The organism is Atlantibacter hermannii (genome assembly GCF_009907385.1).
GTDB classification, from domain to species: domain Bacteria; phylum Pseudomonadota; class Gammaproteobacteria; order Enterobacterales; family Enterobacteriaceae; genus Atlantibacter; species Atlantibacter hermannii_A.
The window spans coordinates 187867-210683 of the sequence record NZ_JAAATR010000033.1 but is presented as its reverse complement, the minus strand read 5'-3'; the positions used below and the strand labels follow the sequence as shown (position 1 = coordinate 210683).

General features: G+C 56.1%; 26 protein-coding genes. 13 read left to right on the top strand and 13 right to left on the bottom strand.

The annotated features are described in order from the left end of the window. Positions 1 to 41: 41 nt before the first annotated feature. The 4 genes from tyrS to anmK form a co-directional block, all read right to left on the bottom strand. Entirely contained in the window at positions 42 to 1316 is a 1275-nt protein-coding gene (tyrS, locus tag GV764_RS10645; RefSeq protein ID WP_161660126.1) for a tyrosine--tRNA ligase, read from the bottom strand. Positions 1317 to 1572: 256 nt separating this feature from the next. Continuing rightward, the gene (gene pdxH / locus GV764_RS10640) at positions 1573 to 2229 is read right to left on the bottom strand and encodes a pyridoxamine 5'-phosphate oxidase (protein ID WP_161660125.1); all 657 of its coding nucleotides are present in this window, start codon (positions 2227 to 2229) and stop codon (positions 1573 to 1575) included. Positions 2230 to 2286: 57 nt separating this feature from the next. Then, positions 2287 to 2610: a C-type lysozyme inhibitor gene (gene mliC, locus GV764_RS10635; RefSeq protein WP_161660124.1), complete on the bottom strand. Its 324-nt coding sequence runs from the start codon at positions 2608 to 2610 to the stop codon at positions 2287 to 2289. An 89-nt stretch (positions 2611 to 2699) separates the two neighbouring features. After that, positions 2700 to 3824, bottom strand: a complete 1125-nt coding sequence (gene anmK, locus GV764_RS10630) for an anhydro-N-acetylmuramic acid kinase (protein ID WP_161660123.1) — start codon at positions 3822 to 3824, stop codon at positions 2700 to 2702. Between the two features lie 278 nt (positions 3825 to 4102). Between anmK and slyB the strand changes: the two genes are divergently transcribed. After that, positions 4103 to 4570, top strand: a complete 468-nt coding sequence (slyB, locus tag GV764_RS10625; protein ID WP_125293433.1) for an outer membrane lipoprotein SlyB — start codon at positions 4103 to 4105, stop codon at positions 4568 to 4570. A gap of 110 nt (positions 4571 to 4680) precedes the next feature. Here the strand turns inward: slyB and slyA are convergent, their stop codons facing one another. Further along, positions 4681 to 5121 (bottom strand): transcriptional regulator SlyA, encoded by a 441-nt coding sequence (gene slyA, locus GV764_RS10620; protein WP_161660122.1) that lies wholly within the window; start codon positions 5119 to 5121, stop codon positions 4681 to 4683. A 203-nt stretch (positions 5122 to 5324) separates the two neighbouring features. Here slyA and GV764_RS10615 point away from each other — a divergent pair, with 203 nt between their 5' ends. From GV764_RS10615 to GV764_RS10605, 3 genes are read left to right on the top strand one after another with little or no spacing between them, the layout of a single operon-like run. After that, positions 5325 to 5540, top strand: coding sequence for a DUF1656 domain-containing protein (locus GV764_RS10615; RefSeq protein WP_161660219.1), 216 nt, complete (start codon positions 5325 to 5327; stop codon positions 5538 to 5540). Next, on the top strand, positions 5540 to 6394 hold the full coding sequence (locus GV764_RS10610; RefSeq protein ID WP_161660121.1) for an efflux RND transporter periplasmic adaptor subunit: 855 nt from the start codon (positions 5540 to 5542) through the stop codon (positions 6392 to 6394). Before GV764_RS10615 ends, GV764_RS10610 begins: the two co-directional genes overlap by 1 nt. A gap of 3 nt (positions 6395 to 6397) precedes the next feature. Next, complete coding sequence (locus GV764_RS10605) at positions 6398 to 8434, top strand: FUSC family protein (RefSeq protein WP_161660120.1); 2037 nt, start codon at positions 6398 to 6400, stop codon at positions 8432 to 8434. Here the strand turns inward: GV764_RS10605 and sodC are convergent. The 3 genes from sodC to GV764_RS10590 all read right to left on the bottom strand — a co-directional run bounded on the left by sodC (position 8424) and on the right by GV764_RS10590 (position 10213). Then, complete coding sequence (gene sodC, locus GV764_RS10600; RefSeq protein ID WP_125293438.1) at positions 8424 to 8945, bottom strand: superoxide dismutase [Cu-Zn] SodC; 522 nt, start codon at positions 8943 to 8945, stop codon at positions 8424 to 8426. The two genes, GV764_RS10605 and sodC, sit on opposite strands and share 11 nt — an antisense overlap. A gap of 80 nt (positions 8946 to 9025) precedes the next feature. After that, the gene (locus GV764_RS10595) at positions 9026 to 9922 is read right to left on the bottom strand and encodes an aldo/keto reductase (protein WP_161660119.1); all 897 of its coding nucleotides are present in this window, start codon (positions 9920 to 9922) and stop codon (positions 9026 to 9028) included. A 51-nt stretch (positions 9923 to 9973) separates the two neighbouring features. Beyond that, a complete protein-coding gene (locus GV764_RS10590; RefSeq protein ID WP_151604873.1) occupies positions 9974 to 10213 on the bottom strand; it encodes a DUF1289 domain-containing protein in 240 nt (79 codons plus the stop codon). Between the two features lie 143 nt (positions 10214 to 10356). On the opposite strand from GV764_RS10590, the gene GV764_RS10585 reads away from it, so the two are divergent. The 4 genes from GV764_RS10585 (at position 10357) to rnt (ending at position 13340) form a co-directional block, all read left to right on the top strand. Next, positions 10357 to 10953 (top strand): TetR/AcrR family transcriptional regulator, encoded by a 597-nt coding sequence (locus tag GV764_RS10585; protein WP_161660118.1) that lies wholly within the window; start codon positions 10357 to 10359, stop codon positions 10951 to 10953. 54 nt (positions 10954 to 11007) lie between these two features. Next, entirely contained in the window at positions 11008 to 12105 is a 1098-nt protein-coding gene (nemA, locus tag GV764_RS10580; RefSeq protein ID WP_161660117.1) for an alkene reductase, read from the top strand. Between the two features lie 79 nt (positions 12106 to 12184). Next, positions 12185 to 12592 (top strand): lactoylglutathione lyase, encoded by a 408-nt coding sequence (gene gloA / locus GV764_RS10575; RefSeq protein WP_002433542.1) that lies wholly within the window; start codon positions 12185 to 12187, stop codon positions 12590 to 12592. A gap of 97 nt (positions 12593 to 12689) precedes the next feature. Then, positions 12690 to 13340: a ribonuclease T gene (gene rnt, locus GV764_RS10570; RefSeq protein ID WP_161660116.1), complete on the top strand. Its 651-nt coding sequence runs from the start codon at positions 12690 to 12692 to the stop codon at positions 13338 to 13340. 44 nt (positions 13341 to 13384) lie between these two features. Here rnt and GV764_RS10565 read toward each other — a convergent pair whose 3' ends face one another. Continuing rightward, on the bottom strand, positions 13385 to 13726 hold the full coding sequence (locus GV764_RS10565) for a Grx4 family monothiol glutaredoxin (RefSeq protein WP_125293445.1): 342 nt from the start codon (positions 13724 to 13726) through the stop codon (positions 13385 to 13387). Between the two features lie 330 nt (positions 13727 to 14056). On the opposite strand from GV764_RS10565, the gene GV764_RS10560 reads away from it, so the two are divergent. Then, positions 14057 to 14887 carry a C40 family peptidase gene (locus GV764_RS10560; protein WP_161660115.1) on the top strand — a complete coding sequence of 277 codons (831 nt, stop codon included), beginning with the start codon at positions 14057 to 14059 and terminating at the stop codon, positions 14885 to 14887. Between the two features lie 119 nt (positions 14888 to 15006). Further along, the gene (gene sodB / locus GV764_RS10555; protein ID WP_161660114.1) at positions 15007 to 15588 is read left to right on the top strand and encodes a superoxide dismutase [Fe]; all 582 of its coding nucleotides are present in this window, start codon (positions 15007 to 15009) and stop codon (positions 15586 to 15588) included. A gap of 36 nt (positions 15589 to 15624) precedes the next feature. Here sodB and GV764_RS10550 read toward each other — a convergent pair whose 3' ends face one another. After that, positions 15625 to 16791, bottom strand: coding sequence for an MFS transporter (locus GV764_RS10550; RefSeq protein WP_161660113.1), 1167 nt, complete (start codon positions 16789 to 16791; stop codon positions 15625 to 15627). A gap of 234 nt (positions 16792 to 17025) precedes the next feature. Next, complete coding sequence (gene cydH, locus GV764_RS10545) at positions 17026 to 17115, bottom strand: cytochrome bd-I oxidase subunit CydH (RefSeq protein WP_125293449.1); 90 nt, start codon at positions 17113 to 17115, stop codon at positions 17026 to 17028. Between the two features lie 287 nt (positions 17116 to 17402). Here cydH and purR point away from each other — a divergent pair, with 287 nt between their 5' ends. Then, on the top strand, positions 17403 to 18428 hold the full coding sequence (gene purR, locus GV764_RS10540; protein WP_161660112.1) for an HTH-type transcriptional repressor PurR: 1026 nt from the start codon (positions 17403 to 17405) through the stop codon (positions 18426 to 18428). A 15-nt stretch (positions 18429 to 18443) separates the two neighbouring features. Here purR and punR read toward each other — a convergent pair whose 3' ends face one another. Further along, on the bottom strand, positions 18444 to 19355 hold the full coding sequence (gene punR / locus GV764_RS10535; protein ID WP_161660111.1) for a DNA-binding transcriptional activator PunR: 912 nt from the start codon (positions 19353 to 19355) through the stop codon (positions 18444 to 18446). A 124-nt stretch (positions 19356 to 19479) separates the two neighbouring features. On the opposite strand from punR, the gene punC reads away from it, so the two are divergent. Together punC and cfa are read left to right on the top strand one after the other, a co-directional pair. Continuing rightward, a complete protein-coding gene (gene punC / locus GV764_RS10530) occupies positions 19480 to 20682 on the top strand; it encodes a purine nucleoside transporter PunC (protein ID WP_161660110.1) in 1203 nt (400 codons plus the stop codon). A 254-nt stretch (positions 20683 to 20936) separates the two neighbouring features. Further along, positions 20937 to 22085, top strand: a complete 1149-nt coding sequence (gene cfa, locus GV764_RS10525) for a cyclopropane fatty acyl phospholipid synthase (protein WP_161660109.1) — start codon at positions 20937 to 20939, stop codon at positions 22083 to 22085. A gap of 34 nt (positions 22086 to 22119) precedes the next feature. Here cfa and GV764_RS10520 read toward each other — a convergent pair whose 3' ends face one another. Beyond that, complete coding sequence (locus GV764_RS10520) at positions 22120 to 22755, bottom strand: riboflavin synthase subunit alpha (protein ID WP_161660108.1); 636 nt, start codon at positions 22753 to 22755, stop codon at positions 22120 to 22122. Between the last annotated feature and the right edge of the window lie 62 nt (positions 22756 to 22817).

Here is a 22817-nt window from a genome sequence, read left to right as displayed (position 1 = left end):
AATAAAAGGGCGTGGTTTCCCACGCCCTTCAACATCAAATATTACTTCCAGCAAACCAGACAGTAATTCTTTTTGCCGCGACGTAATAAGGTGTAGCGGCCAAACAGTTTATCGGCCTCGCTGAAGGTGTACTCCGGGTCTGACTGTTTTTCACCGTTAATGGTGACCGCGTTGGAGGCGATGGTTTTACGCGCCTGGCCGCGGGACGGCTGAAGCTCAGAGTCAACCAGCGCCTGCTGTAAATCTGCGCCTGTCGCCAGTTCAACCATCGGTACGCCGTCCTGCGCCAGCTGTTCGAAATCCGCTTCGCTCAGTGAGCTCAGATTGCCGTTGAACAGGCTTTCGGTGATGCGTTTCGCCGCCACCAGTCCTTCTTCGCCATGCACCAGACGCGTCACTTCATCGGCCAGCACGTACTGCGCGCGCGGCGCTTTGCCGCTGGTTTTGTCTTCCTGCTCCAGCGCATTGATGGCGTCGAGATCCATAAAGGTGAAGAATTTCAGGAAGCGGTAAACATCGGCGTCAGCGGTGTTGATCCAGAACTGGTAGAACTTGTACGGGCTGGTTTTCTTCGGATCTAACCACACCGCGCCGCCTTCGGTTTTACCGAATTTAGTGCCGTCGGCTTTGGTGATCAGCGGAACCGTCAGGCCGAATACCTGGTTCTGATGCAGACGGCGGGTCAGATCGATACCGGAGGTGATGTTACCCCACTGGTCGGAGCCGCCAATTTGCAGCGCCACGCCGTGCAGTTCGTTCAGGCAGGCGAAGTCGTAACCCTGCAGCAGGTTATAGGAGAATTCAGTAAAAGAGATCCCGACGTCGTCGCGGTTAAGACGCTGCTTAACGGCTTCTTTGTTAATCATCTGGTTAACAGAGAAGTGTTTGCCGATGTCGCGCAGAAAGGTCAGCACGTTCATATTGCCGAACCAGTCATAGTTATTGGCGGCAATCGCGGCGTTGCTGCCGCAGTCGAAGTCCAGGAACGGAGCAACCTGTTTACGGATTTTGTCTACCCACTCCTGCACGGTTTCTTCGGTATTCAGCTTGCGTTCCGCGGCTTTAAAGCTCGGATCGCCGATCAGACCGGTTGCGCCGCCTACCAGCGCTACCGGCTTATGCCCTGCCTGCTGGAAACGCTTCAGGCACAGCAGAGGAACCAGATGGCCCAAATGCAAGCTATCGGCGGTCGGATCGAAGCCGCAATAGAGTGCAATTGGCCCTTGCGCCAGTCGCTCTGCTAACGCTTCCTCGTCCGTCACCTGGGCCACAAGGCCCCGCTCTTGCAATTGTTTAATCAAATTGCTGGTTGCCATCAATTTCTCCATGTATTTACGACTGCACCTGTGCCGGTACACGGCTCTTCGCCCACTGGCGAAAATTAAAAGGATTTATCTACCCTAAATAATTCGTGTTGCAGGACGGCGGCAAGTGAAGGATTCCCGGGAGCTTACAACAGTAAGTGACTGGGATGAATGAACGCAGCCAACGCATCTGCAACGCGAAATATGACGGGTATAGAATAAAGCGCTCGCAACGGGAGTACCAGCGCTTAAAGAATAAAACCGATACTCAGGGCGCCAGCCTGTCTATTTTCCAGGCATCAGCGTCGCGCTGGTATAAAAAACGATCGTGCAGACGGTGTTCGCCGCCCTGCCAGAACTCCATTTGCTCTATGGAGACGCGAAAACCGCCCCAGAAGCTGGGCAAGGGGATCTCGCCCTGCTGGAATTTTTGCTTCAGTTCGAGGAATTTGCTTTCCAGAATGCCGCGCGCGGAGATACGGCTGGACTGCTTCGACACCCAGGCGCCGATTTGGCTGTCGCGCGGGCGGCTATGGAAGTACTTCATTACTTCCAGGGTAGACAGGCGTTCGGCCTGGCCTATCACCATCACCTGGCGCTCCAGCATGTGCCAGGGGAACAGCAGGCTAATGCGGGGATTATGTTCGATCTGGTGCGCTTTGCGGCTGCCGAGGTTGGTGTAAAACACCAGTCCGCGCTCGTCATAATGTTTGAGCAGAACAATCCGCTGATAGGGCTGATTGTTTTCATCCACCGTGGCGACCACCATGGCGGTGGGATCGGCCAGTTTGGCTTCGCAGGCCTGGCCAAGCCACTTTTCAAACAGCGCTAACGGTTGGTCGGGCAAATCGTGACGACGTAAACCGCCTTTCGTGTATTCGCGGCGTAAATGCGCGATCTGTTGCAGGGCATCGTTGTCAGACATAGTGATTCTTAGAGGAATTTTCGGGTGGCGTTATTGTGCGCCCCACCCGATAAAATCTCAACGCTTAGGGTTTTGCAACTGGCAGTTATTCAACACGATGCGATCTTTGTCGTAAACCGTTGCGCTATCGCCTTTTGACCAGAAAACATAAATGCCATCGGTATAACGCGCGCCGGACGCAGAAAGTCCCTGTTTGAGGGTGAGCGGTTTATCATCGTAAACGAAGCTGACTTCCTGGCGGGTATTGTTGAGATTGACGCTCAGCGGCTTTTCATCGCACTTGTACTCAAGCGTATCGGTATGCATACGCTCAACGAAGTTGTTATAGGTTGAGCAACCCGCCAGCAGCGTGGGGAGTAAAACGACAAGTAATTTTTTCATGGGCGTATCCTGAATAAACCTGTTCCCTGGAGAGCTGCGCCCTCCATGTAATGAACAGTCTATCGGTTACGCCCACCGTGGAACTTCAGTTAACTCTGATAGTTCAGAGCATTGGCGGGAAAAATGGCCCCTAATACTGTGGCATTTGCGGCCCCCGTCACAGAAGGCAAATTGCCCGGCAAGCCGTTGAGGGTGCGCCAGGCGAGCCAGGCAAAGGCCAGCGCTTCCATATCATCACCGCTGATACCGGCTTCATCAGTGGTGGTCACTTCCGTGCCGGGCAGCAGGCGGGAAAGACGCGCCATCACCAGCGGATTTCGCCCTCCGCCCCCGCATACCAGCACACGCTCACAACCGCCGCACAGTAAAATTTGTTCTGCGATGGTGACTGCCGTCAGTTCGGCCAGCGTCGCCTGCACGTCCTGCGCTTTCACGCCGGGGAAGTTCGCCAGATGGCGCTCCAGCCAGCCGTAATTGAAATACTCACGACCGGTGCTCTTGGGGGCTGGCGCGGCGAAATAGGGATCGCTGAGCATTTGCTGTAATAAAGGAGGGATAACGCTACCGCTGCTCGCCCATTGGGCATCCCTGTCGTACGGTTTGCCGCGCTGACGCCAAATCCAGGCGTCCATCAGCATGTTGCCCGGCCCGGTGTCGTAGCCTCTGACCGGCGCGCCGGGAAACAGCATGGAAAGGTTAGCGATACCGCCGATATTCAGCACCATACGCCTTTCGCTGGGGTGCGCCAGCAGCGCATGGTGGAAAGCCGGCACCAGCGGCGCGCCCTGCCCGCCAAGCGCCACATCCCGCCGCCGGAAATCGCCGACCACGGTCACGCCGGTGCGGGCAACAATCTGGTTATTGTCGCCTATTTGCAGCGTGTGCGGCGCATCGCCCTGTGGCTCATGCCACACGGTTTGCCCGTGACAGCCGATCGCCACAATGTCTTCAGGACGCAGTTTCTCCTGCTGCATCAGCGCCTGCACCGCATCGGCAAACAGGCGGCCCAGCCGGGTATCCAGTTGCCCGAACTGAGAGAGGGTCAACTGCTGCCCCTGACACACCGCCAGCACGGCCTCTTTCAGCGTATGCGGAATCGGCCAGGACAAGCTCGCCTGCTGGGCAACCATGTTTTCATCAATGGTCGCCAGGACCACGTCCACCCCATCAAGGCTGGTGCCTGACATCACTCCGATATAACGACCCGATTTCATACTCAATCCTTTTTTATGCCGCCTGAGGCAATAACTGAATCATAACCACTCTGATTACGCCATGTTTAATTGGCAACATGACCGGGTTAGCCTGTAAAGAAATTTTTAGATTGTGTCTGGCGCGGCAGCATCACCGATGTTTAGCTACGGTTAATGAAGACGCTTCTATTATTTTTGTATCGAGGCTCCACAATAGTGTGAAATCACAGTGTGGAGTATCTTATAATTTGCCATAAGGATGCTCATTTTGAGCGTAGCGTGGTGAACAGGAGATTTACATGATTTCACGAGTTCTGATGGTTTCGCTGGTGGGTTTAACGCTGGCGGGTTGTGTGAATAACGATAGCCTTTCAGGCGACGTCTATAGCGCGTCAGAAGCCAAACAGGTTCAGCGTGTAACCTATGGTACCGTTGTCAACGTTCGTCCGGTGCAGATTCAGGGTGGCGACGATAATAACGCCATCGGCGCTATCGGCGGTGCGGTGCTGGGCGGCTTCCTGGGTAACACCATTGGCGGCGGCACCGGTCGTTCGCTGGCCACCGCTGCGGGCGCAGTGGCAGGCGGCGTGGCAGGCCAGGGCGTACAGGGTTCAATGAATAAAACGCAGGGCGTTGAACTGGAAATTCGTAAAGATGATGGCGATACCATCATGGTTGTGCAGAAACAGGGCGCGACTAAATTCTCTGCCGGTCAGCGCGTTGTGATGGCCAACAAAGGCAGCCAGGTTACCGTTTCCCCACGTTAATCTTTCCCGTAAGCGGCTTACATTAGCCGCTTTTTGTTGATTACAGCCCCCCATTCTGAGCAGGGTTTTCTGCACTCAACAAAAAGGCCTCGTGGAAGCGAGGCCTTTGATTAATCCTGGCCCTGAAGCCGGATAATGTTCTTTTCAATGCGCCCGATCAGGTTGATTAACAGTTCGAGCTCCTGCTGGCTGATGCCGCCGAGGATTTCGCCCCGGGTTTTACGGATCACATCTTCCATTTCACTGATGATCGGCGCCGCTTTTTCAGTCAGCTTGATGCGTTTTGCGCGTCTGTCATTTGCGCAGGTGTGACGGGCGATCAGCCCCTTCTCTTCCAGCTGATCCAGCGTACGCACCAGCGACGGCTGTTCGATACCGATCGCTTTAGCCAGTTGTATTTGCGATTGATCGGGCGGCAACTCATGAATGTTATGCAACGTGACCCAGTGGGTTTGCGTCAACTCCAGAGGTTTCAGGCGATGGTCAATCAGAGCACGCCATATGCGTACCAGCCGCGCCAGATCAGAACCTAATGGCGATTCCAATTTCATCTCCTTATAATTAGCTTGCTAACTTATTGTACTGATTTTAAACTTAGTGTGCAGCATTTATATGTCTAAAACAAATTACTGATTTTCCTGTCGCTTCGCGCAAAGTCTATAATTTGATTCTACAACCTGTCAGGGAAACAGCGTGTTATGGCCGTTATGATTAGGGTTAATCCGAAGTGAAACTGTTATCTGTGCCGCCCGGCATGCCGCTACAGGATGTGGTGGTTGGCGCTTCTGTCTACTTCCCTCCCATTTTTAAAGCGGTGTTTATCGGCCTGTTTATCTGGCTCATCGTGCATCGCCTGGTGCGTAACTGGCTCTACTCAGGCGCTGTCTGGCACCCCACGCTGATGGATTTATCGCTGTTTGTCCTGTCGGTATGCGGCGGGATGTTTCTTCTGACAACAGGGCTGTTTTAATGATGAAGACCGTGAAGTACTTTTCCACGCTGATTGTCCTGGCGGCGGTGATTCTGGCCGGCTGGTGGCTGTGGAACTATTACATGCAATCCCCCTGGACGCGCGACGGGAAAGTGCGCGCAGAGTTGGTGGATATTTCGCCCCAGGTCGCCGGCACGATCACGCACATCGACGTGCGGGATAATCAATTTGTCAAAGCCGGTGCGCCGCTGTTCAGCATAGACGCCACGCCGTTCCGCATTGCGGTACTTAACGCGCAAGCGCAGCTGGCCCATGCTCAGTCCGACCTGGCGAAAGCGCAGAATGAAGCCAGCCGCCGCCAGCATCTGCCGCACAACTATATTTCCGCCGAAGAGTTAGACAGCGCCACCCTCAACGTGAAAGCCATGCAGGCCGCCGTGAATGTGGCAAAGGCCGCGCTGGAGCAAGCCCAATGGCAACTCTCCCAAACTAACGTGACCGCGCCAGTCGACGGCTGGGTAACCAATCTGTCAGTACGCGTCGGGAACTACGCCTCCACCGGCGCCCCGGTTTTCGCGTTAATCGACAGCCACTCCTTTTATGTGGTGGGCTATTTTGAAGAGACCAAACTGCGCCATATTGCGCCGGGCGCAACCGCCCGAATCACTCTGCTCAGCAACGATACGCCGCTTGCTGGCCGGGTTGAGAGCATTGGCCGGGCTATCTACGATCAAAGTGTGGAAACTGACAGCGGGCTGGTGCCCGACGTTAAACCCAATGTGCCCTGGGTCAGGCTGGCCCAGCGGGTGCCGGTACGTTTTGAGCTGCAAAACGTACCGGATAACGCGCTGTTAGTCTCCGGCACCACCTGCACCATCGCTATCGAGCAGTAATCCATGAATCTCGGCTGGCTTGACTGGCAACGCGCGCCCTGGGGCAAAGCAACGGGCAACCAGTGGCGCTATGCCCTGCGCAATGCGATTGCCATGTGCCTGGCGCTGAGTATCGCCTACGCGCTCGATCTGGATGAGCCTTACTGGGCCATGACGTCTGCCGCCGTGGTGAGCTTCCCGACGCCCGGCGGCGTGATCAGCAAAAGCCTTGGCCGGGTGGTAGGTAGCCTGATCGGGGCCAGCGCATCGCTGATCATCGCCGGGAGTACGCTCAACGAGCCGTGGTTTTTTTCGCTTTCTATGGCCGGCTGGCTGGCGCTATGCACCTGGACCTCCAGCCATTTTCACAATAATGCCGCCTATGCCGCACAGCTTGCGGGTTACACCGCCGCGATCATCGCCTTTACCATGGTGAACACCGTGGAAACGACCCAGCTCTGGGATATCGCCCAGGCGAGGGTCTGCGAGGTACTGATCGGCATCGCCTGCGGCGGTTTTATGATGATGGTGCTGCCCAGCACCTCTGATGGCACCACGCTGCTGGTCTCCCTGAAATCCCTGCATGCACGGCTGCTGGAACATGCCCATTTACTCTGGCAGCCGGACACCACCGACGCGATGCGCACCGCCCATCAGGGCATGATCGGCCAAATTCTGACGCTGAATATTTTGCGTATTCAGGCGTTCTGGAGCCATTATCGTTTTCGCCAGAATAACAATCTGCTCAATGCCATCCTGCATCAACAGTTACGGCTGACCAGCACGATTTCAGGCTTGCGTCGGTTGTTAATTAACTGGCATGACATGCCGCCGCACATCGCTGCGTTGCAGAGTGATATCCTGGCGGAACTGGCGCGTGAGCAGCCGGATCGCTACCGTATTGCCCGCCTGCTGGCGCTGTGCCTGCCGCAGAAAGCGAATGATTACCGGCACCTCGCGTACTGGCAGCGCCTGCGCTATTTTTGCCATACTTATCTGCGGGTGAATCATCAGCTGGTGGTACTGGAAAACGATCGCGCGGGTATCGCCGTCCCCACGCCGAAAACCGCCTCGCTAACCCGCCATGCCGATATCGCTGAAGCCCTTTGGAATGCGTTACGCACGTTTTGCGTCATTATTCTGGGCTGCGCATGGACGATAGAGGCGCAGTGGGATGCCGGCAGTTCTGCACTGACCATGATCGCTATCTGTTGCGTGCTCTATTCTGCCTCGCCTTCCCCGCATCAGTCGTTATCCCTGCTGATGCGCACCCTGATATTGCTGTCGCTGTTTAGCTTTGCGGTAAAATTCGGCCTGATGATCCGGGTCACCGAGCTGTGGGAGTTCCTGCTGTTTTTATTTCCGCTGCTGACCACCATGCAACTCATGAAGCTCCAGCAACCCAAATTCGCCGGTCTGTGGGGGCAACTCATCGTGTTCATGGGTTCCTTTATCGCGGTGACCAATCCGCCGGTGTATGACTTTGGCGATTTTCTTAACGATAACCTGGCGAAAATCATCGGTGTCGGCCTGGCCTGGATGGCGTTCTCGATTCTGAAACCCGGTTCGGACACCCGCAAAGGCCGCCGTCATATTCGGGCGCTGCGCCGGGGCTTTATCGATCAGCTGAGCCGTAAACCTGAGTACAGCGAAAGCGAATTCGAATCGCTGGTGTATCATCACGTCCACCAGCTCAGCCAGGCGAAAGAAGAGCGCGCCCGCCGCTGGCTGCTGCGCTGGGGGGTGGTCTTGCTCAACTGTTCACATGTGGTATGGGCGCTTCGCGCCTGGGAAGCGCGTTCCGATCCGCTGTCGCAAGTGCGGGATATCTGCATCAGCACGTTACGCAATGTGATGAGCGAGCGCGGCATTCAGAAAAAACCGCTCGGGGTGGCGTTAATCGAATTGCAGCGTTATGCCGGGGTGTTAGCCCGACGCAACGATCCGGCTGCGGTGGAGCTGGCGGCGTTGATTTGGCGACTGTACTGTTCGCTCAAACAGCTGGAACAAGCGCCGTCGGCGGATAATCCCGCTGACGGCGCACCGGCGACTATTTTATAACGCCACAGGCGAAACGTGCCCCGCCGCCGCCAAGCGGTTCCGGTTTATCGGACATGTTATCGCCGCCGACGTGGATCATCAGCGCCTTACCTTTCACCTCATCCAGTTTTTTCAGACGTGGCGCGGTGACCGCCTCTTTGGCGTTGCCGTCTTTATCCACTAACAGCACCGGGAGATCCCCGATATGGCCTGCGCCTTCAGGGCCCTGGTGCTTACCGGTCGTTTGCGGATCGAGGTGTCCGCCCGCCGCTTCTGCGGCGGACGGTTTACCGTCTTTCATTGCCGGTTCGCAGCTGCCGTTAGCATGGATATGGAAACCGCGTTCGCCGGGCGGCAGCGCTTTCAGATCGGGGGTAAATTTCAGGCCGTTGTCGGTTTCTTCGATTTCGACTTCACCGATGGATTGACCGATGCCCTGAGGGGTAACCAGATGCATCTCAACGTCTTCACTGGCTGCCTGGGCTGCGCCGCAGGCAAACAGGACTACCATTGCCAGACTGATTTTTTTCATCGTGCCTCCTGATTCATGAATTTGCCTGTTAAGTCTAGAACACAGGCAGGATCCGAAGCGGGAGGCGGCAATTTTAGGAATTACGGTACATCGTAACCCAGCGCGGCTTTGCGGATGCGGAACCACTGCTGGCGAGTCATCTCCAGCGACAGCGCATGGATCGCGGAACGCACGCGTTCGATTTTCCCCGAGCCGATGATCGGCAGCGGCTGCGACGGCAGGCGCATTACCCATGCGTAGACCACCTGCTCGATGGTTTGCGCGCCGATCTCCTGCGCCACCTGTTGCAGCTCATCACGCAACGGCTGGAACGACTCATCGTTAAACAGACGGCCGCCACCGAGGCAGGACCAGGCCATTGGGCGAATGCGCAGCTGTTGCAACTGATCAAGCGTACCGTCCAGCAGCAGCGGCTGATGAACCGGAGAAATTTCTACCTGGTTGGTCGCCAGCGTAAACGGCAGACGCGACTGGAGCAGCGAGAACTGCGCCGGCGTGAAGTTAGACACGCCGAAGTGGCGTACTTTTCCCGCCTGATGCAGTTGCAGGAAGGCTTCGGCCACCTCATCCGCATCCATCAGCGGGTCCGGGCGGTGGATCAGCAGCAAATCGAGATGTTCAACGGCAAGATTTTTCAGCGACGTCTCGGCGCTTTCGACAATATGCGCGCGATCGGTGATGTAGTGGCCGATTTTGTTTTCCGCTTTGGCCGTGGTGGCGATGCCGCATTTGGTGACAATTTCCATTCTGTCGCGCAACTGCGGCGCCAGCTTCAGCGCTTCGCCAAACGCCGCTTCGCACTGGTAGCCGCCGTAAATATCGGCATGGTCGACGGTGGTGATCCCTAAATCGAGATGTTGTTCGATAAAGCTGACCAGCTCCCGCGCCGACATATTCCAGTCCATCAGCCGCCAGTAGCCCATCACCAGACGCGAAAATTCCGGGCCTTGCGGCGCAAGGGTAATACGCTGAACCATCTTAATTACCTCGACGAATAAATGAATGCTGAGTATACGTGACTGCGCGGGCTAGAAAAGTGAAGGTTGTTGCGGTTCGTCATCCTGCGAGGTTTTACTGGCGCGCAGCTTACGCAGCCAGCGCTGGCGGCACAGGCGTAGCACCTCCTGCTTTTGCGCATCGCTCATGGCCTGCCAGTTGAAACGCTCGTCTCTGCTGCGCATACAGCCGCGGCAAAATCCCTTTTCATCAGACTGGCAAATGCCGCGACACGGGCTTTGGATCGGGAAAAACTCGAGTTGTTCGGCCACTGACCCTCCGGATTAAACGCCTTACTACTATTCAAGCCTGTGACAGCCGTTGTTGCAAGTGCCCAGCTCTTTTATGTGACAACGTCACGCGGAGCGATAAAGAAAAATTGCATTAGACCGATTGGTCTACTACAGTAAGCGCCATGAACAAGATAGCTGAACACGATACCCGCGAACACATCCTTGCTACCGGCGAGCAGCTTTGCCTGCACCGGGGCTTTGTGGGCATGGGATTAAGCGAGCTGCTAAAAACCGCTGAAGTGCCCAAGGGGTCGTTCTACCACTACTTTCGCTCCAAAGAAGCGTTTGGCGTGGCGATGCTTGAACGCTATTACACGGCCTATCATCAACGCCTGACCCGGCATTTTTCCGCCCCGGGCAGCAACGCCCGTGAAAAGCTGTTGGCGCACTATCAGCAAACGCTGCAACAGTTTTGCAGCCACGATCGGATTAACGGCTGCCTGACGGTAAAGCTGTCTGCCGAGGTGTGTGATTTATCCGAAGATATGCGCGTTGCGCTCGATCATGGCGCGGCGAAAATCATCGCCCTGCTGGCGGAAAACCTGGCGCAAGGGGTACAGGAAGGCAGCCTGAAATTAACCCATGATGCCGTTTCCACCGCCAATATGCTTTATGCCCTGTGGCTGGGCGCCAGCCTTCAGGCCAAAATTTCGCGTAGCGCCCTGCCGTTAGAAAGCGCGCTTGGGCATGTGAAAGCCTTACTCTCTGCACCTGCGTAACAGGTGCTTTTTATTTCGAATAACACTAGACGACCGGTCTACTCAGGAGTTTTTATGTCATCAGAAAAACTGTTTACCCCGCTTAAAGTTGGCGCTGTCAACGCGCCGAACCGCGTGTTTATGGCGCCGTTGACCCGTCTGCGCAGCATCGAGCCGGGCGATATCCCCACCGCCATGATGGTGGAGTATTACCGCCAGCGCGCCAGCTCCGGTCTGATCATCAGCGAAGCGACCCAGATTTCCGCCCAGGCTAAAGGCTATGCAGGCGCGCCAGGCCTGCACAGCGCTGAACAAATCGCCGCATGGAAAAAAATCACCGCAGCAGTTCACGAACGCGATGGCCGTATTGCGGTCCAGCTGTGGCATACCGGCCGTATTTCTCACGCCAGCCTGCAACCGGGCGGCGAAGCGCCGGTTGCGCCGTCGGCGATCCGTGCGGAAACCCGCACCTCGCTGCGTGATGAACAGGGCCACGCTATCCGCGTCGATACCTCCACCCCGCGCGCGCTGGAAACCGCGGAAATTCCGGGAATTGTTAACGATTTCCGCCAGGCCGTCATTAACGCCCGCGAAGCCGGATTCGATCTGGTGGAGCTGCACGCCGCCCACGGCTATCTGCTGCACCAGTTCCTCTCTCCGGCGTCTAACCAGCGTACCGACTCGTACGGCGGCAGCATCGAAAACCGCACTCGCTTAGTGCTTGACGTGGTGGATTCGGTGAGCGACGCCTGGGCATCCGATCGCATCGGTATTCGCATTTCGCCGCTCGGCCCGTTCAACGGCCTCGACAACGGTGAAGACCAGGAAGACGCCGCGCTGTACCTGATTGGCGAGCTGGCAAAACGCAACCTGGCCTACCTGCATATTTCCGAACCGGACTGGGCGGGCGGTAAGCCTTACTCTGACGAATTCCGCGCCAAAGTACGTCAGCAGTATCCGGGCGTTATCATCGGGGCCGGTGCCTATACGGCAGAAAAAGCGGAAGATTTGATTTCCAGAGGCTATATCGACGCCGTAGCATTTGGCCGCGTCTATATCGCCAACCCGGACCTGGTAGAGCGTCTGCAGCGTAAAGCGGAACTGAATGCCCAGAAACCGGAACTGTTCTACGGCGGCGGCGCGGAAGGCTATATCGACTACCCCACACTGTAATGGAATTGATAGCGGCGACGTATCGCCGCTATACTCAAATTCCCTTGATGGTTAAAAACTTACAGATAACGAGGATGTTATGCGTTTACTTCACACCATGTTACGCGTTGGCGATTTGCAACGTTCCATCGATTTCTACACCAAAGTGCTGGGCATGACCCTGCTGCGCACCAGCGAAAACGAAGAGTACAAATATTCTCTGGCGTTCGTTGGCTACGGTCCGGAAAGTGAAGAAGCCGTTATCGAGCTGACTTACAACTGGGGTGTGGACAGCTATGAGCTCGGCACCGCCTATGGCCACATCGCGTTAAGCGTGGATAACGCGGCGGAAGCCTGCGAACGCATTCGTGCCAACGGCGGCAACGTCACCCGCGAAGCCGGCCCGGTTAAAGGCGGCACCACGGTTATCGCTTTCGTTGAAGATCCGGACGGCTATAAAATTGAGCTGATCGAAGCTAAAGACGCCGGCAAAGGCCTCGGCAACTGATCTCCTGGCGGGCGCTTACTGCGCCCGCCCTGCTGCAACTCCTGCCTTTTTTTGCCATAATACGCGCTGCTTTTCATTCCCCAACATAGAGACGCTGATGTCCGACAACGCTCAACTTACCGGTCTGTGCGACCGTTTTCGTGGTTTTTATCCCGTCGTGATTGATGTGGAAACTGCCGGATTCAACGCTAAAACTGACGCCCTGCTGGAAATCGCCGCCGTCACGCTCAGGATGGATGAACAGGGTTGGCTCGGTATCGACGAAACGCTGCACTTCCATGTCGAACCCTTCGAAGGCGCGAATCTTCAACCTGAAGCTCTGGCTTTTAACGGCATCGACCCGCATAACCCGCTGCGCGGCGCGGTTAGCGAATACGACGCCTTACACGCTATCTTCAAAATGGTGCGTAAAGGCATTAAAGATCGCGGCTGTAACCGGGCGATTATGGTGGCGCACAATGCCACATTCGACCACGGCTTTCTGATGGCGGCGGCGGAACGCGCCTCGCTGAAGCGCAACCCGTTCCACCCGTTTGTGACCTTTGATACCGCAGCGTTAAGCGGTCTGGCATTAGGGCAAACCGTGCTGGCAAAAGCCTGCCTGGCAGCCGGCATTCCGTTTGACAGCACCCAAGCGCATTCCGCCCTGTACGACACCGAACAAACGGCGCGGCTGTTTTGCGAAATCGTCAACCGCTGGAAGCGTCTGGGCGGCTGGCCAGTCCCGCCGTTACAGGCCGATGAATAAACAAAAAAAGCGACCCTGGGTCGCTTTTTTTATGCCTGCGCGAATTATTCCGCGTCAGACTCTTTATGTTTTTCAGCGGTTTCTTTGATCAGCTGCTGCAGTTCGCCGCGCTGGTACATTTCGATAATGATATCGCAGCCGCCGACCAGTTCGCCGTCAACCCACAACTGCGGGAAGGTTGGCCAGTTCGCGTATTTCGGCAGCTCGGCGCGGATGTCCGGGTTCTGCAAAATATCGACGTAAGCAAAACGTTCGCCGCACGCGGATAACGCCTGTACGGCCTGAGCGGAGAAACCACAGCTCGGCAGCTTCGGGGAGCCTTTCATGTACAGCAGGATCGGGTTTTCAGCAATCTGGCGTTCAATTTTTTCGATAGTGGTGCTCATTGTCTTGCTTCCTCAAGCTTCTCAGGCAAATAGCCTGTATTTTACTGGTTATCAGGGAACCGTGTAAATCTGGCAGATAAACGCAACAGTCCCGGTAAACATGTGGCAAGAATAACATTTTCGCCACGTAAAACCTTACTCTTTCACTCAACTATTGTGCAAAAAACCATCATGTGATTTGCCGGTTGGTTATTTTATTTGCGCCCGGTATCAAAACAGCGTTTTGAGGGAATAACGCTCTTACCTTCAGGCAATTTTATAGATTAGAATCGACGGGTTTTTGAAATCACACGTTGGCATGATTGTCAGCTTAGTTCAGGGGAACGCTCAGTGGCGCGGATGAATAAAGTTTCGCTTACGCTTTGTGCTCTGTTTTTTACTTCGTTAACCTTTACGCCATTAACTCAGGCGTCAGAGCACGCACGTCCCTCGGCCGTGCATAAGCAAATCACCAAAACGAAAACCAGCACTAAACAAACCAACGCCAGCAAGACCGCAGCAAAAAAGAAAACCGCCAAACCATCAGCAGTAAAAACCGCGAAAACAACTACCGCTAAAAAAAGCACCTCCGGCAAGAAAACCGCCGCCTCTTCCAAAACCGTAGCCAAAAATCGTCGGGTTTCTCAGCCCGTCACTGCCGCTGCGGAGGTCGTCAAACAGACCTGCACCCAATCCCGTAAAACCGGCAAGAAACAGTGCGTGGCGGCAAAAGCCGGCAAGCCCACCACTATTGCCGAAGCGCATAAAATTCGGGTGCAAAAAGCGCAACAAACCGCCATGACCAAACTGATGGGCCAAATCGGCAAACCTTATCGCTGGGGGGGATCGTCGCCGCGTACCGGTTTCGATTGCAGCGGGCTGATTTATTACGCCTATAAAGATCTGGTGAAGTTCCGTATTCCGCGTACCGCCAACGAAATGTACCACCTGCGCGATGCCGCACCGGTCAACGTGGCGGAGCTGGAAAGCGGTGACCTGGTGTTCTTCCGCACCCGGGGCCGCGGCACCGCCGATCACGTGGGCGTTTATGTCGGCAACGGGAAGTTCATTCAGTCCCCGCGCTCCGGTCGCGATATTCAAATCACTTCTCTGAGCGAAGATTACTGGCAGCGTCATTACGTGGGCGCACGCCGCGTCATGACCTCAAAGACCATTCGTTAATCCTTTACCTGCCTGGCTAACAGGCAGGTAACTTCATCTTTTGCTTACCCTTTTGATTTGCTACCCTAAAGCCACACTAAATTTGTGGAATTTAGTGGATCATAATAAGGAGTGAAGCAATGTCGTTCGAATTACCTGCATTACCGTATGCCAGAGAGGCCCTTGCGCCGCACATCTCCGCAGAAACGCTGGAGTATCACTACGGGAAGCACCATCAGGCCTATGTCACCAACCTGAATAACCTGATCAAAGGCACCGCGTTAGAAGGCAAATCGCTGGAAGAGATCGTGCGCAGCTCGGAAGGCGGTGTATTCAACAACGCCGCCCAGGTGTGGAACCACACTTTCTACTGGCACTGCCTGGCTCCCAACGCGGGCGGCGAACCAACCGGCGCGCTGGCGGAGGCAATCAATCAAGCGTTTGGCAGCTTCGCGGAGTTTAAAGCGCAGTTTACCGATGCCGCGATCAAGAACTTCGGTTCCGGCTGGACCTGGCTGGTGAAAAAACCTGACGGCGCGCTGGCGATTGTTTCAACGTCTAACGCCGGCACCCCGCTGACCAGCGACGCTAAACCGCTGCTGACGGTAGACGTGTGGGAACATGCGTATTACATCGACTACCGTAACGCCCGCCCGCAATACCTGGAGCACTTCTGGGCGCTGGTAAACTGGGCATTTGCGGCGAAAAACTTCGCTGAGTAAGTCCGTATCACGGAGAAGGTCGCCCTTCTCCGTTTTTTATTCCGCCGCGCACAGCGTCTGGCGTTCGCGTCGGGAAGAGAGCACCACCAGCCCCAGACCGATAGCCGCAATCATCGCCCCCATCACCGGCACCATGCTGAACCCTAAGCCCGCCTGGATCACCGCGCCGCCCGCCGCCGCGCCCAGAGCGTTGCCGAGGTTAAACGCGCCGATATTAACCGAAGAAGAGAGCCCCGGCGCTTCGCTGGCTACGCGCATTACGCGCATCTGTAACGGCGGCACCACGGCAAAGGTCGCCGCGCCCCATACCACCATGCTCAGCGCCGCGCCGAACTCGCTGCGCGCCAGCCACGGAATAGCGGCCATAATGACGATCAGCAGCAGTAAAAAGCCTTTCAGCGTGCCGGTGACGGATTTATCCGCCAGGCGGCCGCCCAGCCAGTTGCCGAGGGAGAAACCGACGCCAATCAGCACCAGCATTGCGGTAACAAACAGCGGCGTGGCGTGGGTGATGTGCTGCAATACCGGTGAAATATAGGTATAGAGCGTAAACATCGCCCCCGCGCCCAGCACGGTGGTCATCAGCGCGCTCACCACCTGCGGGCGCATCAGCACCGACAGCTCTTTCTTCACGTCAGGACGCTCGCCTGCGCCGCCTTTCGGCAGCGACAATCCCAGGCTAACCATGGAAATGACCCCGAGGCCTGCCGTCGCCAGGAACGACATTCGCCAGCCGATACTTTCGCCAAGCCAGGTTGCCGCCGGCACGCCCCCGATATTGGCGATGGTCAGCCCCATAAACATGGTGGCGACCGCGCTGGCCTGTTTGTGCTTCGGCACCACGCTTGCCGCCACCACCGATCCCAGACCGAAAAACGCGCCGTGGTTCAGGCTGGTGATAATGCGCGACACCATCAGTGTGGCGTAATCCGGCGCGATGGCGGACAACACGTTACCGAGAGTGAAAATCGCCATCAGGAAAATCAGCGCGCTGCGCCGGGCGCGATGCGACAGCAGCAGCGTCATCAGCGGCGCGCCGACCATCACCCCTACCGCGTAGGCGCTGATCAGCATCCCGGCGGCGGGGATCGACACGTCTACCCCTTTTGCGATGACCGGCAGCAGCCCCATCGGTGAAAACTCTGTCGTACCGATCCCAAACGCGCCAATAGCCAGCGCCAGCAGCGGAGTGTTTATTTTCATTGGTGAATTCCAGAAGTCGTGTCGCTTCACTACGGTCTTCGCAGAGCGACCTGTCAGAAAAAAGAAGCAAAGAGTGACATTTGTCACATCAGAAGGGAAGAAACCATTTTGGCAAAAGATTTTTGCACAATTGTGAATAATGGAGGCGGCTATTCTGAAGAGGGAATCAAACACCAAAAAATCGCAATTTTCTGGTGTTTGTTAATGCCAGACGCGGTCGAAATGCAATTTTGTTTAGTTGAGTACCGCAACTAAACCCGTTGCCACAATCAGTCCCAGTACGATAACGGTCGTCACCAGAGAAAATTTCAGGTCTGTGCTCATTTTTGCTCTCCTTGTTACCCACATTAAAAGTGTGTGCAGATCATTTTTGCATAAATTCAGACAAAAATACCACGGGATTTAAACTGATATGCGTTTTCCCTCTTCCCCTTTTGCGCAAGATCAGACAAAATCCGTCGCTACCTTATTTTTCACCAGCCATTGACCCCCTCCTTTTGATGTCGCACTCCCCGACATAATGCAACCGAAATGTTGCGGACCGAGGTTGGCATAGGCAAACGTTTAACCTGTGATAAACAGGGGCTCGGAGAGGGTCTGGAGTAACAAGAATGGCAACAATAAAAGATGTCGCTAAACGCGCAAACGTTTCCACTACAACTGTGTCGCATGTTATTAACAAAACCCGCTTTGTTGCGGAAGAAACGCGCAATGCAGTCTGGGCAGCAATTAAAGAATTGCACTATTCCCCGAGTGCCGTGGCACGCAGTTTAAAAGTAAACCACACCAAATCCATCGGTTTGCTGGCTACCAGCAGCGAAGCGCCCTACTTTGCTGAAATCATCGAAGCCGTAGAAAACAGCTGTTTCAGCAAAGGCTATACCCTGATCCTCGGCAACGCCCACAACAACCAGGAAAAGCAGCGCGCTTACCTGTCGATGATGGCGCAAAAACGCGTCGACGGTTTACTGGTGATGTGCTCCGAATACCCGGAATCGTTGCTGTCGACGCTGGAAGAGTACCGACATATCCCGATGGTGGTGATGGACTGGGGCGAAGCCAAAGCCGACTTCACCGACTCGGTGATCGACAACGCCTTCCAGGGCGGCTACATGGCCGGCCGCTACCTGATTGAACGCGGTCACCGCGAAATCGGCGTCATCCCCGGCCCGCTGGAGCGCAATACCGGCGCGGGCCGTCTGGCCGGTTTCCTGAAAGCGCTGGAAGAAGTGAACATCACCGTGCCGGAAAACTGGATCGTGCAGGGTGATTTCGAGCCGGAATCCGGCTATCGCGCCATGCAGCAAATCCTCTCCCAGCAGCCGCGTCCGACCGCCGTGTTCTGTGGCGGCGATGTGATGGCGATGGGCGCGATTTGCGCCGCAGATGAAATGGGCCTGCGGGTGCCGCAGGATATTTCGGTGATCGGTTATGACAACGTGCGCAACGCGCGCTACTTCAGCCCGGCGCTGACCACTATCCACCAGCCGAAAGATTCGCTGGGGGAAACCGCGTTTAATATGCTGCTCGACCGCATCGTCAATAAGCGCGAAGAGTCGCAAACCATCGAGGTGCACCCGCGCCTGATTGAACGCCGTTCCGTGGCGGACGGCCCGTTCCGCGATTATCGTCGTTAATCCTGCCGGAGCCGGTTATTCCGGCTCCATCAACCACTCCCGGTTCAGCGTTTCGCTGTCTCCCAGATAATCCAGCAGCCACAATAGCGCTGGCGAGGTATCGGTCTGTTTCCACGTCAGGCAACACGGCGAATCCGGGAACGGATCGTCGAGCATCAGCGTTTTCCAGCGCCCGGCGACGACCGGATCGTGGGCCACATGTGCAGGCACCATCCCCACGCATAAGCCATTGTTGAGGCACGCCATCGCCGTCGCCCAGTCCGGCACCACCACGCGACGCTGATTATCCAGCAGCCAGGTGGTGCGCTTGGGCAGCGAGCGCGAGGTATCTTCCAGCACCAGCGACGGCCACTGGCGCAGTTGGTCATCGCTGAGCGGCGCGTTTTCCTTCGCCAGCGGATGATCGGCGCTTACCACGCACTGCCAGCTTAGCGGCCCCATATCGCGAAATGCGAAACGCCCCCCCACCGGGATCGCCTGAGTCGCGCCAATCGCCAGTTCAACGCGCCCGTCCGACAGCGCGTCCCACACGCCGTTAAACACCTCCTGAGCGACAATCAGCTCCACATCGTCGAAATGACGATAGAAATCGAGGATCAACTGCCGGGTGCGCGCCGGTTTGACGATGTTGTCCACGGCGATAGAGAGTTGACCGCGCCAGCCGTTGGCGATCTGCTGGCACTGCTGGCGGGTGACCATCATTTTTCTGATAACAGAACGGCCTTCCTTCAAAAACCACGCCCCGGCAGGGGTGAGTTCGACCTCCCGGTGGCGGCGGATAAATAGCGGAACCGCCAGCCATTCTTCGAGTTGCTTGACGGTATAGCTCACCGCTGACGGCACCCGGTGCAGTTCCTGCGCTGCCGCGCTGAAACTGCCGTTACGCGCAACCGCATCAACCACTTCAAGAGAATATTCAGACCACATTTTCTGCCTGCAAAAATTTTGAAAGGAACGTGCAAATATTAACGTTTCACAACAACGATTGCACTTTTGTACACTCCTGCGTCCGTAGTTTGGGTTATCAGATCAAGAAAAGAAGAGAATTACCATGCGTCCTTCACGAGGTTTTTTAGTCTGGCTGGCGGGGTTGAGCGTTCTGGGCTTCCTGGCCACCGATATGTATTTACCGGCGTTTGCCGCCATTCAACAGGATCTGGGGACCGAGGCTTCCGCCGTCAGCGCCAGCCTGAGCCTGTTCCTTGCCGGATTTGCCGTTGCGCAACTGGCGTGGGGCCCCTTATCCGACCGCTATGGCCGCAAACCGATCCTGCTGGCCGGGCTGAGCATTTTCGCCCTGGGCTGCCTGGGTATGCTGTGGGTAGACAACGCCGCCATGCTGCTGGCGCTGCGCTTTGTCCAGGCGGTGGGCGTCTGTGCCGCCGCAGTAACCTGGCAGGCCCTGGTGACTGATTACTATCCCGCGACCCGCACTAACCGTATTTTCGCCACCATCATGCCGCTGGTGGCTCTGTCGCCCGCCCTCGCCCCGCTGCTGGGCAGCTGGCTGCTGCACCATTTCGACTGGAAAGTGATCTTCCTGGTACTGTTCGCCGTGACCCTGGCGCTGATGATCCCGGCGCTGCGCCTGAAGCCGCGCAGCCAGGCGCACCCTGCCGACGCGCCGTCGCTCAGCTTTATGACCCTGCTGCGCTCGAAAACCTACCGTGGCAACGTGCTGATTTATGCAGGCTGCTCCGCCAGCTTTTTCGCCTGGCTGACCGGCTCGCCGTTTATTCTTAATGATATGGGTTACGGCCCGACGGCTATTGGCCTGAGCTATGTGCCGCAGACGATCGCCTTTCTGATTGGGGGTTATGGCTGCCGCAGCGCGCTGAAAAAATGGCATGGCCCGCAGATGCTGCCGTGGCTGCTGATCCTGTTCGCCCTGAGCGTAGTGAGCACCTGGGGCGCGGGACTGATGCCTAACCCCAGCCTGACGCTGATCCTTATCCCGTTCTGCCTGATGGCGGCGGTCAATGGCGCGATTTACCCTATCGTGGTGGCCTCTGCACTACAGCCTTTCCCGCAGGCCACGGGCCGCGCCGCCGCGCTGCAAAATACCTTACAGCTGGGGCTGTGTTTCCTGTCCAGCCTGGCCGTTTCCTGGCTGGTCTCCTCTGCGCCGCTGCTCTCTACGACCAGCGTGATGTTGTCCACCGTGCTGATCGTCGCACTGGGCTACCGGATGCAGGCGACTGACAGCGCAACGGCGCAGTTGCGCCAGCCCGCGACGTCGTCGCAAAGCTCCTGATCCGCTTCATCATTTTAATTAGACTGCTAATTATTTTTTATTGAACCCCCGTTGGGTGAGTTCTATACTGATTGGCAGTCTTTTAAAAATAAAAGTAACCACGGACTTTTCACTTAGCACCACGGATGGCCTTTACGGTAAGGGCCTTCTCCCTTCCTCTGTTCTCGTCGGATTTCAGGCTCGCGGTATCTGCCGCGAAATTTCTCGCCGCCCTGGCCTCAGGGTGATGTTCACCGCACAGTGATGGAGAAGCTATGAGTTCATCGTGTATAGAAGAAGTCGGATTACGGGATAACCAGTGGTTCCGCATCGTCAATGACCTGCTGAGCAAAGCGGGTATCACCATTAATGGCCCTTCCCCTGCCGACCTTCAGGTCAAAAACCCCGATTTTTATAAACGCGTTTTGCAACAGGGATCGCTTGGTCTGGGCGAGAGCTATATGGACGGCTGGTGGGAGTGCGAGCGGCTGGACCAGTTTTTTACTAACGTGATCAAAGCGGGCCTGGAAAATCAGTTGCCGACCCACTTTAAAGATACCTTGCGGGTAGTGGGCGCGCGTATTTTTAATCTCCAGACGCAAAAGCGCGCCTGGAGGGTGGGCAAAGAGCACTACGATTTAGGCAACGACCTGTTCAGCTGCATGCTCGACGGGCAGATGCAGTACTCCTGCGGCTACTGGAAAACGGCTGACAATCTCGCCGATGCCCAGCGCGATAAACTGCGGCTGGTGTGTGAAAAACTCCAGCTGGCGCCGGGGATGCGCATTCTGGATATCGGCTGCGGCTGGGGCGGGCTGGCGGAGTTCGCCGCGCGGGAATACGGCGTATCGGTCACCGGCGTGACCATCTCCGCCGAACAGCAGAAAATGGCCCGTGAACGTTGCCAGGGCCTGGATGTTACTATCCTGCTGAAGGACTACCGCGACCTTAACGATCGTTTTGACCGCATTGTCTCGGTAGGCATGTTTGAACACGTCGGCCCGAAAAACTATGCCGCCTATTTTGACGTGGTGAACCGCAATCTGGCGCCGGACGGGATTTTCTTATTGCATACCATCGGCTCGCGCAAAACCGATAACAATGTCGATCCGTGGATCAATAAGTATATTTTCCCCAACGGCTGTCTGCCTTCAATGCGCCATATCGTCGATGCCAGCGCGGATCATTTTGTCATGGAAGACTGGCATAACTTTGGCGCGGATTATGATAAGACGCTGATGGCCTGGCACGCGCGGTTTATGGAGGCGTGGCCTGCGCTGGCGGGCCATTATTCCGAACGTTTCAAACGGATGTTCAGCTATTACCTGAACGCCTGCGCCGGCGCGTTTCGCGCCCGGGATCTTCAGCTCTGGCAGGTGGTTTTTAGCCGGGGCATCGAAAACGGTTTGCGTGTGGCGCGCTAAAAAAAACCCCGGCCAGCCGGGTTTTTTTAAGGGATTATGCGTCGGGGATTTTCACCGCCGCGTCGCGCGCTGCCAGCACGCGTTCAACGGTATCCACCACCGCCTGGGTTTGCGGATCGATTTCAATATTGACTCGCTGACCGAGCTTTTTATTTCCCAGCGTCGTGCGCTGAAGCGTCTCTGGAATTAAATAGACGCAGAAGCGGGAAGCGGTCACTTCGCCCACCGTCAGGCTAATACCGTCAATGCCAATAAACCCTTTGTGCAGAATATACTTCATCAGCGTGGCATCCTGCGGTTTAAACCAGATTTGGCGGTTATTTTCCGAGGTTAATATTTTTGAAACGTCCGCCGTGGTCATAATATGGCCGGACATCAAATGCCCTCCAATTTCATCGCTGAACTTCGCGGCGCGTTCAATATTTACCAGGTCCCCCACCGCCAGCTCACCGAGGTTAGTGATGCGCAGGGTTTCTTTCATTAAATCAAAGCTTACCTGGTTACCGTCAATGTGGGTCACCGTCAGGCAACAGCCGTTGTGCGCCACCGACGCGCCGGTTTCGAGGCCCGGCAGCAGCGACGGCGGTAATTCCACCACGTGGGTACGGAAATTCGGTTTTTCATCGATGGCGATAATTTTCGCCACGCCCTGGACAATACCGGTAAACATAAGGCTAACTCCTGAATAACAGCAAACTGGCAAGGTGCCATTCACACGATGCATGCACAATA